The sequence below is a fragment of the Pseudomonas sp. LB3P58 genome (genome assembly GCF_054897895.1).
Genome location: NZ_JBUBVE010000001.1, coordinates 3,107,687 through 3,121,292, shown reverse-complemented (window position 1 = coordinate 3,121,292; position 13,606 = coordinate 3,107,687). Strand labels below are relative to the sequence as shown.

The window sequence follows — 13,606 nt, the reverse complement described above, 5'->3', positions numbered from 1 at the left end:
CTTCCGACCGTCAAAAAACATCCGGGGCCTTTCCCTTCAGGGAAAAGGCCTCTTTGTCGCCCCCTCAGACGCCCATCACCTGCGCCATCAGGCTCTGATGAAACCGACGTGGCGTGGCCCACGTCAAGACAGTGATGGCCTTGTTGCCAAAACCCGGCACCACACTCATACGTCCTGCCTGCAGCGCACGGATTCCTGCACGTACGACGGGTTGAGGCTGCATCATCACCCTTTTTAAGGTTGGCGTGATCCGTTGCTTGGCGCTCTCTGCAAATCCGGTATCCGACATCCCGGGGCAAAGTGCGGTAACGACGACACCGTCATTTTTCAGTTCGCGATGAAGCGCATCAGAGAAGCGAAGAACATAGGCTTTGGCGGCGGAGTAAACGGCAAAATTCTTGACGCCTTGGTAGGACAGCAGGCTGGCGACCATCAAAATATGTCCTTTGCGCCTGGCTCGCATATCTTCTGCAAAAAGGCGAGTCATGGCGGTCAGGCTGGCAACATCCAAGTCGATCATGGCCAGAGAGCTTTCCAGAGGTTCGTCCAAGAACGCACCCTGTAAGCCGTAACCCGCGTTGTTGATCAGTACATCGACAACAATATTGCGATCATGCAGGTACCGATGCAGGTCGATAATCACATCAATTGACGAAAGATCTGCTTGTTTCACCATCACATCAACGGCGAAACCGTTACGCAATTCATCCGCGAGCGCTTCAAGTTCGTTCAATCTGCGCGCCACCAGAATCAGCGATCTTCCTTTTGCTGCGTACTGCCGAGCAAATTCTTTGCCGAATCCGCTGGAAGCGCCAGTGACGAGCACCCAAGAATTTTCTCTCACTGTCATGTTGTTAACCCCTGCTTGATTATTGAAGAACCTGTCTGTTCTTGCTGCTGAACAAAAATGCGGACGGGACCGTAGGTCTTCATCAGTCCTCCAGATCTCTATCCGACTCGGTAAGTAATCTGCTCATTGCCTCAAGACTGCGCGATCGCCGAGACGGTGAAGATCGAAGTTTTGATAGAGAAAAAATGGGCCAAGCTTCATCGACTCGTCACCGTGACATCCCAAGGTTGCCAGCCACCACCGAGTGACTTGAATACCGCTACCGCCGCCCGTGCCGATTCCGTTCGCGCTTGCGCCCGGGCATCGGAAGCCTGGAGCATCGTCTCGTCAGCGTGCAGGACATCGATCAGGCTGGCCGTGCCTTTCTCATAGGCAATGAACGACGATTGGCGAGCCTGTGTCAGAGACGCCTCCCCCCCGGTGAGGGTGTTTGCTTGAGCTTCCCGATTCACCAGTGAGGAGAGCGAGTTCTCGACATCCTCGGTGGCGCGCAGCACAGACTGACGGTAAGCGGCCAGGGTTTCGGCTTCCTGTCCCTTGGCTTGGTCGATTTGGGCGTTGATGCGACCGAAGTCGAAGAGTCTCCAGCGCAGTCCCAGTACGCCCGCCGACTGGCTGGCGCCGCCGGTAAAAAGGTTGCCTGCGGATACAGCCGTGGCACTGCCCAGCAATGCGCTAAGGGAGAATTTCGGATAGTACTCAGCAATCGCCTCCCCGATGCGTGCGTTTGAGGCCGCAAGGCGGCGCTCAGCCACAATGAGATCTGGCCTGCGGCGCAGCAAATCGGCCGGCGTTCCCATCGCCTTTAACTGCGGCGCTACAGGAATGCTCCCCGCACCTGCCAGTTGCGTGCGGTGAGTGCCGGGTGGCGTGCCGAGCATCACATCCAGCGTATTCATGGCCGCATCCAGACCGGTCTGCAGGACCGGCACTGTCGCTTGGACCTGCGATAGCTCCCCCTCGGTCTGACGAACCTGATAATTGGCGGCGAGCCCCTTGCTGTAGAGCAATTGGACTTTCTCTAGTAGCGCCTGCTGCGTTTTGACTTGCCGATTCGCAATGTCCAGCCGGGTCTGCAGTCCGCGGATAGTGATGTAGATATCGGCGGTCTGCGCGGCGATGGCCAGTCTTGTGGCAGCGACGCTCGCCTCGGAAGCCTGGTACTCGGCCATTGCGGCCTCGCGTCCGCGTCTCAGGCCGCCAAAGACATCTGCCTCCCAGCTGGCATCGAGGTTGGCCTCGTAGGAACTTCCGTACCGATCATAGCCAGGCGTTGAGTTCAACACCTGGCCGAGCGGCGTCTCGATTGACTGGTAGGAGCGCGCGGCCTGGCCGCTGATGTTCCCCGAGGGCAGCAAAGCGGCATTTGCAGCACCTAGTCCGGCCCGCGCCTGCGTGAGTCGCGCCGACGCCTGCGCCAGGTCCAGATTCTGCGCAAGTGCCTTGGAGACGAAGTCGGCTAGCACTGGATCACCGAAGCTTTCCCACCAAGCAACAAGGTTGGTCGGCGTCGCTCCAGGCCGCTGTTCGACAGAAGGCTGACCCAAGTAACGATCCGAGAGCGGAGCGTCCGGACGATGGTAGTCCGGACCGACCGCGCAACCTGCCATTAAGCCGGCGCTCACCAAAAGAGCAATTGGACGGAGGGGAGGCATTGAGATTCCTTCAATCGAGGATATTTGTGACCATATTACGTGTTGGTCACCTCCTGTCAATTGACGTTATTTGAGCCAAGCCAGATTTTATTATTGATTTCCGTGGTTTCTGTTCTGAGTTTGAGGAGCTATATGCATCACGATGTGTGACCATTGACACATTAGGTCACCAGGCTGAGGATATGACGCTCGTCCTATTTTTAAGTAAGGGAACCTATGCGCCGGCTTCGACCTTTCCCCATTGCCGCTTGCTTGTTGCCTCTCGTCCTGACGGCGTGTGGCGACTCATCCTCCGTTGAGGATCCGCGTACGCTTGCCCCACTGGTGAGGGTCTCTGCGGTTCAGGCTTCGTCCGACGTCTCGCGTTCCTTCACAGGTGTAGTGGCTGCCCGCGTCCAGGGCGACCTGGGTTTTCGGGTATCAGGCAAGGTACTTGAGCGTCTGGTTGACACCGGTCAGACCGTTAAACGTGGTCAGCCGCTTATGCGCCTCGACCCAATCGACCTGGGGTTACAGGCGCGAGCACAGCAAGAGTCGGTCATAGCCGCTCGGGCCCGAGCCAAGCAGACAACGGATGACGAGGCTCGATATCGCGACCTGGTCGCCGCAGGCGCTATTTCTGCATCGGCCTACGACCAGATCAAAGCCGCAGCGGATACCGCAAAGGCGCAGCTTAGCGCTGCTGAAGCGCAGGCTGATGTAGCCCGCAATGCTTCTGGTTATGCGGTGCTGTTTGCGGATTCCGACGGCGTTGTGGTGGAGACGCTCGCCGAGCCAGGGCAAGTCGTCAGCCCGGGGCAGCCCGTAGTTCGACTGGCGCGGGCAGGTCAGCGCGAAGCCATCGTGCACCTGCCCGAGACGTTGCGCCCCGCAGCAGGATCCACCGCGCAAGCGACTCTTTATGGCAACACCACGGGTGCTGTTACAGCGAAGCTGAGGCTGCTGTCCGACTCGGCCGACCGTATGACCCGCACCTTTGAGGCGCGGTATGTGCTTGAGGGCGCGCTGGCCAATGCACCGATAGGTTCGACGGTCACGCTTCGGATCGCTGAGGGCGCCGCGCAAGGGCAAGCGATGCAAGTACCGATCGCAGCCGTTTATGACCCGGGCAAAGGCACTGGCCTGTGGGTCATCGCCGGTACACCTGCGAAGGTGGCCTGGCGACCTGTTCAAGTCTTGGGCTTGAGCGACGACTCTGCACAAGTCGCGGGTGATCTCAAGGTTGGCGAGCAGATCGTAGCGCTAGGCGCACATCTGCTGCGAGAGGGTGAAGAAGTGAGATCGCCTCAACAGGATGACGCCAAAGTTGCCGGGGGTCGTCCATGAGCGAGGGTCGCTTCAATCTTTCCGCGATCGCCGTTCGTGAGCGTTCCATCACGGTATTTCTGATCTTCTTGATTGCCGTTGCGGGCATCTTGTCGTTCTTCCAGCTTGGGCGCGCAGAAGATCCTCCATTTACGGTCAAGCAGTTGACGGTTATCACCGCCTGGCCAGGCGCGACGGCGCAGGAGATGCAGGATCAGGTAGCAGAGCCACTTGAAAAACGCCTGCAAGAACTGAAATGGTACGACCGCACGGAAACCTACACCCGTCCTGGCCTCGCCTTCACGATGGTGTCCCTGCTCGATAGCACGCCGCCCTCGCAAGTACAGGAAGAGTTCTATCAAGCGCGTAAAAAGCTCGACGACGAGGCCCGGAAGCTGCCAGCGGGAGTCATCGGGCCAATGGTTAACGACGAATTTTCGGACGTGACATTTGCGCTTTTCGCCCTGAAAGCCAAAGGCGAGCCGCAGCGACTGTTGGTGCGCGATGCTGAGTCGTTACGCCAGCGTCTGCTGCACGTGCCGGGCGTGAAGAAGGTCAACATCATTGGGGAGCAACCCGAACGTATCTTTGTTTCCTTTTCTCATGATCGGCTGGCCACCTTGGGCATCTCTCCTCAGGACATCTTTGCCGCGCTGAATAATCAAAACGTGCTCACGCCCGCTGGTTCGATCGAAACCAATGGGCCGCAGGTCTTCCTCCGGCTGGATGGCGCCTTCGATAAGGTGCAGAAGATACGTGACACACCCATTGCGATTCAGGGGCGCACGCTCAAACTCTCTGACGTGGCGACGATCGAACGTGGTTATGAAGATCCCGCAACCTTTCTCGTGCGCAATAACGGTGAAGAGGCCTTGTTACTGGGGATCGTGATGCGTGAGGGCTGGAACGGTCTTGACCTCGGCAAGGCGTTGGACGCAGAGACAGTCAAAATAAATGAAGGCATGCCGCTGGGCATGGCGCTTTCCAAAGTCACCGATCAATCTGTAAATATCGATTCGGCGGTCGGCGAGTTCATGGTCAAATTCTTCGTCGCGCTGCTTGTGGTGATGCTTGTCTGCTTTCTCAGCATGGGCTGGCGGGTAGGCGTTGTGGTCGCTGCAGCTGTGCCATTGACGTTGGCCGTGGTGTTTGTGGTGATGGCGGCCACTGGAAAGAACTTTGACCGTATTACCCTCGGCTCGTTGATTCTGGCGCTGGGACTGCTGGTGGACGACGCCATCATTGCTATCGAAATGATGGTGGTGAAAATGGAAGAGGGCTACGACCGCATCAAAGCGTCCGCGTATGCCTGGAGTCATACCGCCGCGCCGATGCTTTCCGGTACGCTGGTGACCGCTATCGGCTTTATGCCCAACGGCTTCGCGCAATCGACCGCCGGCGAGTACACCAGCAACATGTTCTGGATCGTGGGCATTGCCCTGATTGCCTCCTGGGTGGTCGCGGTAGCTTTTACCCCATACCTGGGGGTGAAGATGTTGCCGAACATCAAGAAGGTCGAGGGTGGTCACGCGGCCATCTACAACACCCCTAACTACAACCGCTTCCGCCGGATTTTGACGCGGGTCATCGCGCGCAAATGGCTGGTGGTTGGCACTGTTATCGCCTCGTTTGTCGTGGCGATCCTCGGTATGAGCCTGGTCAAGAAGCAGTTTTTCCCTACCTCGGACCGTCCAGAGGTATTGATTGAAGTACAAATGCCTTATGGGACCTCCATTGAGCAGACCAGCGCCACCACTGCCAAGATAGAGGCCTGGCTGCAAAAGCAGGCTGAGGCAAAAATCGTCACTGCTTACATCGGGCAAGGCGCGCCGCGTTTCTATCTGGCCATGGCGCCGGAACTCCCCGATCCGTCGTTCGCGAAGATTGTGGTACTGACAGACAGCCAGGAGGCGCGTGAGGCCCTCAAGTTTCGTATCCGCGAGGCGGCTGCGCAGGGACTTGCACCAGAAGCGCGAGTCAGGGTGACTCAGCTTGTGTTTGGTCCATATTCGCCATTCCCTGTTGCCTATCGGGTAATGGGCCCCGATCCGTCAACGTTGCGCGAGATTGCGGGCCAGGTACAGGACGTGTTGCAGTCAAGCCCGATGATGAGAACCGTCAACACCGATTGGGGGCCACTGACGCCGACGCTGCATTTCGCTCTGGATCAGGATCGCTTGGAGGCGGTTGGGTTGACATCAAGTTCAGTCGCGCAACAACTGCAGTTCCTGCTGGCGGGCGTACCGATCACCGCGGTTCGTGAGGACATTCGTTCGGTGCAGGTGGTGGGTCGCGCAGCGGGTGATATCCGGCTCGATCCCGCCAAGATTGAAGGATTTACGCTGGTCGGTACGGCGGGTCAGCGAATTCCGCTGTCTCAGGTGGGAGAGGTCGATGTTCGTATGGAGGATCCGATCCTCCGCCGTCGTGACCGCACACCGACCATCACCGTGCGCGGTGACATTGCCGAAGGTCTGCAGCCACCGGACGTCTCGAGCGTGATCATGAAGGAGCTGCAGCCCGTCATCGACAAGCTGCCTGGCGGGTACCGGATTGAGCAGGCGGGTGCAATCGAGGAGTCGGGCAAGGCCGGCAAAGCGATGTTGCCGCTGTTCCCGATCATGATTGCCATGACGCTGCTGGTCATCATTCTGCAGGTTCGTTCTATCTCGGCGATGATCATGGTGTTCCTCACCTCGCCACTGGGGTTGATTGGTGTGGTGCCGACACTGCTTATTTTCCAGCAGCCGTTTGGTATCAACGCTCTGGTCGGTCTAATCGCTCTTTCGGGCATTCTGATGCGCAATACGTTGATTCTGATTGGGCAAATCCATCACAACGCGCAAGAAGGGCTGGACCCGTTTCACGCAGTGGTCGAAGCCACGGTACAACGTGCCCGCCCGGTATTGCTGACAGCACTCGCCGCCATCCTTGCGTTCATTCCCCTGACACACTCCGTCTTCTGGGGGACGCTGGCCTACACCCTTATCGGAGGCACCTTCGTCGGCACCATCATGACGCTGGTGTTCCTGCCAGCGATGTACTCCATCTGGTTCAAGATCCGTCCTGTCAATAAAGGGTCAACTGAAACAGCGAAACTCATGTAGCACGCGAACCCAGAGGAGAGGACGCACCCGTCCTCTCGCCGTTCACCTGACAACTGAATTGCCCCTGATTTTCTAGACTCCTTCGAAGGTCTCCTTTTTCTCTGCATCAGCCTCTCAAATCCCTGTCGGCAAAAGGCTGATTATTTTCTGGGGAGCGATGCGATCATTTGATCAAAGGCCGTTACCGAATATCTTCCATCAAGCTTTTCTACGGTGGGCATTTTTGAAGGAAACTCGAATCGCACTCTGCCGGGAAGCACTTAATCCATAGCTGAGTACCAGGTCAGCAGAGCCTGTTGGAGGCGCACATATAGCTCGAATTTACTCCGTCGGCGGGTGGTGGTGTCTGCTTTGGCTCGTTCGCGCGCGAGCTGAGGATCTATGCGGCCAACAATGTAACAGTCTGCAAAGCCAATACGTCCTTGTGCGATCGTTTCTCTTGTGGCGTCCAACTCTATTCGCCAGTCGCGTTCGCTCGCTTCGCCGATCTGCCAAAGGCTCCAAATGTAGTGGAGCTTGAGAGGGGCACTGTCACACAATGCCCACGAAGAAATGTCTTCCATGGCCAGCGCCGCTTGCCAGCGATCCACGTTTCGCTCTGCCCACCGCTTCGCTTGCGGCCGTTTTCTGGCGGTCGCCACTACGTGTGCTGGTCAAGTCGAATGCAAACGACTGGTCAGTGGCAATGCAAATGGGTGGTCAGATCCATGCAATTACGCAGCTAGGACTGAAACGTTTCCCGGTAGGCATAAAGACCCGGCGTTCCGCCGGTCATCACGAACAGCACATTGTCCCCAGAACGGTAGCGTCCTTGCCTGAGATCGGCCAACAGCCCAGCGAACGCTTTACCGGAGTAGACCGGGTCGATTAACAAGCCTTCGGCGCGAGCCATCAGGCGCACTGCTTCCTGCATGGCTGGCGTTGGCAGACCGTAACCGTCGCCCAACTGGCTGCCGTCGATGGCAATTTCTTCAGCCTGAACGATGGCGCTACTGCCCAACAGCGCCAGTGCGTCCTGGGTCAATTGCCGGGTTCTGGCCGCTGACGTGTCTCGATCGGACAAAACCGAATAGGATTTTACGATCGAGGTGCCTCGGCCCAGCAACTGGAAACCCGCCGCGAGCCCTGCGTGGGTGCCGGCGCTGCCGTTGGGCACCACGACCTGATTGAAAGTGAGGCCGAGTTCCGTCTCCTGTTGCGCGATCTCCGCCGCGCAGCGCGCATAACCGAGACTGCCCAGCGGCGTTGAGCCACCGGTGGGAATCACCAGTACGTTGTGTCCCGAATCCCGAAGTTGCGTGGCCCGTGTTTCGGCCTCGGCGAGTGAGTCGCTGCCCCTGGCAAGCACCTGTAGCTGTGCGCCAAACAATTGGTCGAGCAGAACGTTGCCGTTGAGTTCGTAATCCACATCGGCTTTGGGTACCGCGCGGGTCAGGATCAGTTCGCAGGCAAGGCCCAGGCGCGCACAGACCGCGGCGGTCAGGCGCGCATGGTTGGACTGAATGCCGCCCACGGTGATCACCCTGTCGACTCCGGCCGCCAGCGCTGCGCCGATGTGGAATTCGAGTTTGCGCAGTTTGTTACCGCCACCGCCAATCAGCATATGATCGTCGCGCTTGATAAACAGGCCGATTCCCTGCGCCTTCAAGCCCAGCAGTTGTTCGAGACGTTCGGCGCGCTGAATGGGCGTGGGGCCTTGCAGAAGGTCTGCCCGCGCAAAAGAACTCAGTGACGTGTCCAGTAGGGTTTGCATCGGTGGAGCCTCGTTGTTCACTTTATTAACGTGACTCTATGGAGAAAGCCCTTCGTGATAAACGCATTGCCGGTTATTACTCCTTTAACCTGATGTACTTAATCAAGCGTTCCGTTTCCTCCCTTCACAAGGCATGGTCATGAGCAAACTCAGGCAAATGGAAGTTTTCGTCGCCGTGGTCGAGGCGGGCAGCTTTGCCGATGCGGCCAGTGACATCGGGATGTCGGCGGTCATGGTTGGACGGCATATCCAGAGCCTGGAGAAAACTCTCAACACCCAGCTCATTCAACGCACCACCCGACGGCAATCCATCACCGGGGAAGGGCGGTTGTTTTATGAAGAAGCCAAGCGGGCGCTGGAACAGGTGAAGTACGCATTCAGCCGGGTGGAGGCGTCGAGCCCGGAGCCCAGCGGCCTGTTGCGAATCACCGCGCCGATGACCCTCGGCGTGGCATTGGTTGGTCCTCTGGTGTCGGCGTTCATGCAGTGTTATCCGCAGATCCAGGTCGAGCTGATTCTGAGCAACGAAGTGGTGGACCTGTACGAGACGTCATTCGATCTGGCGTTCAGGATTTCCGAACTGATCGGCGTGAATCTGCTGGCCAAGCCATTGCCACCGTATCGAATGGTGATCTGCGCGTCGCCCCGGTATCTGGAAAAATGGCAGGAACCTCAGTCCCCCGAAGACCTGCACCGACACAGAATCCTCACCCACACGTCCTGGAACAACCGTTTTGCCTGGCCTTTGAAAAGCGGCGCCAGCGAGGTTCCCTGGCCTGAAGGGGCGGTGTTGAAAAGCAATGACGGCCAAGTGTTGCTGCAGGCGGCCGTGGCCGGAGAGGGGATTTTGATGCAGCCCGATTTCCTGGTGTCGGCCGCGTTGGCTAAAGGCGAACTCGTGCGGATCCTCGACGCCTATGCTCCGCCGCCCAAGCCGGTACAGATGGTGTATCCACGCTCGCGCAAATCACTGCCCAAGTTGAAAGCCTTTGTCGATTTTGTTGCGGCGCGCCTGGCGTGATCGTTGCGGATTCGGATTTTTAAGCAGGGTTTCGATAGGCCCTCGCTGATTGTTGCCTTGCCAGTTCTATCGGGATCGGTGATTATGCGCGCCATATAGGGGTAGGGGGTATAGGTATGGCGCACATCCACGAACACAAAGATGACTTGCTCAACCGGGTTCGGCGCATTTCAGGTCAGGTCCAGGCCATAGAGCGGGCGCTTGAGTCCGACGCCGATTGCGCCAAGACCTTGCATTTGGTCGCGGCTGTCCGCGGTGCGGTTAACGGGTTGATGGATCAGTTCATTGACGCCCACGCCCGTGAACACGTCGCACGTCCTGGCCTCAGCGACGAAGAGCGCGCCGAAGGTCTGGAAGAGTTGTTGCAAGCCATCCGTCGTTACTCGAAATAGAGATCCGGACACATGACACAAACACCGCAAGCTTCGAGTTTTTCTCACGACCACATGTTTCTCGCCGCCTCCCATGATGAAAACGCCCGCCGCACTTTGTGGGTGGTGGCGCTGACCTTCGTCATGATGATTGGCGAGATTACTGCCGGTTACATCACCGGCTCCATGGCACTGCTGGCCGATGGTTTTCACATGGCGACCCATGCCGGTGCCTTGGGCATTGCGGCGGCGGCGTACGGTTTTGCCCGACGCAATGCCAACAATGCCCGTTACAGCTTCGGTACCGGCAAGGTCGGTGATCTGGCCGGTTTTGCCTCGGCCATGGTGCTGGGGCTGGTGTCGCTCGGTATCGCCGGTGAATCCATCTTGCGACTGTTTCAGCCGACCACCGTGGCTTTTACGGAGGCGACGATAATTGCGGTGGTGGGGCTCGCGGTAAACATTGTCAGTGCGTTTTTGCTGGCAGGTAATCATGGGCATCACGGCCATGATCACGGCCACAGTCATCACCACCATCACGACAACAACTTGCGCTCAGCTTATGTCCATGTGCTCGCCGACGCCTTGACTTCGGTGCTGGCCATTGCCGCCTTGCTGGCCGGCCGTTACCTTGGTTGGGTCTGGCTGGACCCGGTGATGGGCATCGTCGGCGCCATAGTCATCGCCAAGTGGGCCTATGGTCTGATGCGCACCAGTGCTGCGGTGCTGCTCGACACCACCGATGAGCACGTGGCTGCTGAAATTCGTGAACTGCTGGAGTCGTCGGGTGACGTGCACATCAGCGACCTTCACGTCTGGCAGGTCGGGCCTGAGGCGCGGGCAGCGATTGTCAGCGTAGTGGCGGCAGCGGGAGTGAGTGCCGACAACGTTCGCGAACGTCTGGCGCCGGTTCATGAGTTGTCTCACCTGACCGTCGAGTATCGCAACGCTTGATGCCTCTTCAGGGGCAGTCGCTGAATAGCGGGATGCGGCCGTTGAGGGAAGGGCGGTAGTGCCAGGCCAATCGGTCCAGTGAGGGTTTCATTGCCAAAATCTGATGCAGCGTTGCACTGGCTATCCCCAGCGCCAATCTCTGCCCCGGACATTGATGCCGCCCCGCACCAAAGGTGAAGCTGCGCCGGTCTGGACGATCCAGAAGAAAGACGTCGGGACGGTCATTGAGCAGTGGATCGCGATTGGCCGCCGCCAGTAGCACCAGAATCACATCACCTGAATTGAGGCTTACCCCGTCGATTTCACAAGGTGCAGCGACAAACCGGCGGGTGTTCTGCACCGACGGATCGAAGCGCTGAACTTCAGCGATCAAGTCGTCAACGGGTGTCGATTCGCTGTGCAGCGACGGGGTTCGAATCAACGCCAACAGCGCATTGCCGATCAGCCCGGCGGTGGCTTCATAGGTCTGGGAGAACAGGCCGATCAGGTTGGCGATCAACATTTCAGCGTCGCTGGAGGTTGCCGCGAAGCGCTGGCGGATCCCGGCGAGCAGGGCGCTCTGATTGTTCGGGTCATCCAGCAACTCAACGAAATAGCCGCTCAAGTGTTCCGCCGCAACGTGCGCTGCATCCCGTTGCGCCTGATCGCCAAGGGGCGACAGGCACGCGACGAAGTCCCCCGTCAGTTCGCTGATAGCCCGGCCCTGAGCCGGAGAGAACCCCAGCAATGCAGCCACCACGCATACCGGCCCGCGGAACATCGCCTTGTACAACCCATCGGCGCCCGGAGTGATCAGGCGAGCGCCGACCAGCGCATTGACTTCATCGACATCAATCAACGCCAACCCCGGTTGAATCGCCGACCTCGGGCAACGCTGGCGTTCGCCCTCATTCATCCGCATCAACTGACCGAAGACCTTGCCGGCCATCCCGCCAACAATCGCCTTGGGCACCGGTTCGTGGGATGGCCGGACATGGCAGTCAGGGTGCGCCAGCACGGCCGCAACGGCTCGGGCGCTACTCGCCACCCACACGTTCAGTCCTTGGTGAAAAACCAGCCCGCCCTCCGCGCGCAGTTGTGCGTAATAGGGATAAGGATCGGCATGAGTCGCAGCGATGATCGGGTCCATAGGTCGCAGCCTTGTTCGTGGTTGGAAAAGTGTTGCTACTATCTCCAGTCCGAAAGGGCCTTGATTCGTCCGGGAGCGAAATATGAACGTAGAACAGCACGACATCGGCGTCTCTCAGGTGGCCGCCGCGATCGCGGAACCGGCCCGGACGAAAATCCTCTGTTCGCTGATGGACGGCCACGCCCGCACCAGCACTGAGTTGGCGGCGATTGCCGAAGTCAGCGCCTCCACCGCCAGCGCGCACCTGGCCAAACTCAAGGATTTGGCGCTGGTGCGGCTGCACGTGCAGGGCCGACATCGCTATTACAGCCTGACGGACAAGCGCGTCGCCCAAGCGCTGGAAGCGTTAATGGTGATCGGCCAGAACGCCGCGCCGACCTTCAATTCGCGCACTCCGGATCGCCTGCAATTTGCCCGCACTTGCTACGACCACATGGCCGGCACGTTGGCGGTGCTGCTGCATGACCGGATGATCGACGCGGGGTGGCTGCTGGAAACCGATGAACAGGTCTATCAGCTGAGCGACAGCGGTGAGGCGTTGTTTGAAGGGTTGGGTATCGAGGTCAAGGACTTGAGCACGCTGCGTCGCCGCTTCGCCTGCCCATGCCTGGACTGGAGCATGCGCCGGCCGCATCTGAGCGGCTCGTTGGGGGCGGCGTTGTTGCAAACGGCGATCAAGCGCAAATGGGTAACTCAGGACCTGGACAGCCGCGCGCTGGCGTTGACCGCGACGGGGCGAAAGGAACTCAGCAGCCGGTTTGCCGTTGAACTGCCGGTTCAGGTATCGACAACACAACCCGCTTCCACCGAGACCAGACGCCGAGCGATCGCCGGTTCTGCGCCTTAGCGACTGGCCGAGGCCATCAGCACGCCGAAACCGGCGAAGGTCACGCCCGAGACTTTCGCCGCCAGCCAGGAACCCTTCGGGCTGGATAACCAGCCTTTGGCGGCATTGGCGAGCAAGGCATAGCTGCCATGCACCAGGATCACCAGTACGCCGTAGGAGGCGACCAGCTTGAAAAACTGGCTGGAGAAGTGCGCCGAGGTGTCGATGAATTGCGGGAACACCGCCAGAAAGAAAAACACTGCCTTGGGGTTCAAAAACTGGATCGAAGCCGCTTCAAGGAAACGGTAGCCCGGGCTTGATGGGCGCGTTTCAAGCAGCGTGTTGAAACCAGCCGAGCGCCAGCTTTTGTAACCCAGGTACAACAAATAGGCGGCCCCTGCGTATTTCAATGCGGTAAAGGCGTTCGCGGAGGTGCTGAGGATCAGGCCGACACTGGTGGCGCTGATGGCGGCGACGATAAACGCACCCGACGCGATCCCCAGAATGCCCGGCACTGCCCCGGTCCAGCCGTGGCGCACCGCGTTGGACAGGGTCAGGACCACGCCAGGCCCTGGACTCAAAATGGTCAGGGTGGCAAACAGTAGAAAAAGTCCGTAGCTGTTCATGTCTTGCTC

General features: G+C 58.8%; 11 protein-coding genes and 1 pseudogene. 6 read left to right on the top strand and 6 right to left on the bottom strand.

Annotation, left to right across the window (positions count from 1 at the left end; genetic code table 11):
• Nucleotides 1–64 precede the first annotated feature (64 nt).
• Nucleotides 65–850, bottom strand: a complete 786-nt coding sequence (locus ACYZTZ_RS14395; RefSeq protein WP_461998681.1) for an SDR family NAD(P)-dependent oxidoreductase — start codon at nt 848–850, stop codon at nt 65–67.
• Nucleotides 851–1,047: 197 nt separating this feature from the next.
• A complete protein-coding gene (locus tag ACYZTZ_RS14390) occupies nt 1,048–2,505 on the bottom strand; it encodes an efflux transporter outer membrane subunit (protein WP_461998680.1) in 1,458 nt (485 codons plus the stop codon).
• A 216-nt stretch (nt 2,506–2,721) separates the two neighbouring features.
• Between ACYZTZ_RS14390 and ACYZTZ_RS14385 the strand changes: the two genes are divergently transcribed.
• Complete coding sequence (locus ACYZTZ_RS14385) at nt 2,722–3,831, top strand: efflux RND transporter periplasmic adaptor subunit (RefSeq protein WP_461998679.1); 1,110 nt, start codon at nt 2,722–2,724, stop codon at nt 3,829–3,831.
• Nucleotides 3,828–6,917 carry an efflux RND transporter permease subunit gene (locus tag ACYZTZ_RS14380; RefSeq protein WP_461998678.1) on the top strand — a complete coding sequence of 1,030 codons (3,090 nt, stop codon included), beginning with the start codon at nt 3,828–3,830 and terminating at the stop codon, nt 6,915–6,917. Before ACYZTZ_RS14385 ends, ACYZTZ_RS14380 begins: the two co-directional genes overlap by 4 nt.
• A 140-nt stretch (nt 6,918–7,057) precedes the next feature.
• On the opposite strand, the pseudogene ACYZTZ_RS14375 reads toward ACYZTZ_RS14380, so the two are convergent.
• Nucleotides 7,058–7,522, bottom strand: a pseudogene (locus tag ACYZTZ_RS14375) (hypothetical protein); the annotation flags it as partial.
• 116 nt (nt 7,523–7,638) lie between these two features.
• Nucleotides 7,639–8,670, bottom strand: a complete 1,032-nt coding sequence (locus ACYZTZ_RS14370) for a D-cysteine desulfhydrase family protein (protein WP_461998677.1) — start codon at nt 8,668–8,670, stop codon at nt 7,639–7,641.
• Nucleotides 8,671–8,809: 139 nt separating this feature from the next.
• Between ACYZTZ_RS14370 and ACYZTZ_RS14365 the strand changes: the two genes are divergently transcribed.
• The 3 genes from ACYZTZ_RS14365 to dmeF all read left to right on the top strand — a co-directional run bounded on the left by ACYZTZ_RS14365 (nt 8,810) and on the right by dmeF (nt 11,016).
• Nucleotides 8,810–9,691 carry a LysR substrate-binding domain-containing protein gene (locus ACYZTZ_RS14365; protein ID WP_461998676.1) on the top strand — a complete coding sequence of 294 codons (882 nt, stop codon included), beginning with the start codon at nt 8,810–8,812 and terminating at the stop codon, nt 9,689–9,691.
• A gap of 116 nt (nt 9,692–9,807) precedes the next feature.
• On the top strand, nt 9,808–10,083 hold the full coding sequence (locus ACYZTZ_RS14360) for a metal/formaldehyde-sensitive transcriptional repressor (protein ID WP_033054491.1): 276 nt from the start codon (nt 9,808–9,810) through the stop codon (nt 10,081–10,083).
• Nucleotides 10,084–10,095: 12 nt separating this feature from the next.
• Nucleotides 10,096–11,016: a CDF family Co(II)/Ni(II) efflux transporter DmeF gene (dmeF, locus tag ACYZTZ_RS14355; RefSeq protein WP_461998675.1), complete on the top strand. Its 921-nt coding sequence runs from the start codon at nt 10,096–10,098 to the stop codon at nt 11,014–11,016.
• 7 nt (nt 11,017–11,023) lie between these two features.
• Here dmeF and ACYZTZ_RS14350 read toward each other — a convergent pair whose 3' ends face one another.
• Nucleotides 11,024–12,145 (bottom strand): cytochrome P450, encoded by a 1,122-nt coding sequence (locus ACYZTZ_RS14350; protein ID WP_461998674.1) that lies wholly within the window; start codon nt 12,143–12,145, stop codon nt 11,024–11,026.
• Between the two features lie 82 nt (nt 12,146–12,227).
• On the opposite strand from ACYZTZ_RS14350, the gene ACYZTZ_RS14345 reads away from it, so the two are divergent.
• Nucleotides 12,228–12,992, top strand: a complete 765-nt coding sequence (locus ACYZTZ_RS14345; RefSeq protein ID WP_461998673.1) for an ArsR/SmtB family transcription factor — start codon at nt 12,228–12,230, stop codon at nt 12,990–12,992.
• Here ACYZTZ_RS14345 and ACYZTZ_RS14340 read toward each other — a convergent pair.
• On the bottom strand, nt 12,989–13,597 hold the full coding sequence (locus tag ACYZTZ_RS14340) for a LysE family translocator (RefSeq protein ID WP_461998672.1): 609 nt from the start codon (nt 13,595–13,597) through the stop codon (nt 12,989–12,991). The two genes, ACYZTZ_RS14345 and ACYZTZ_RS14340, sit on opposite strands and share 4 nt — an antisense overlap.
• Nucleotides 13,598–13,606: the final 9 nt, after the last annotated feature.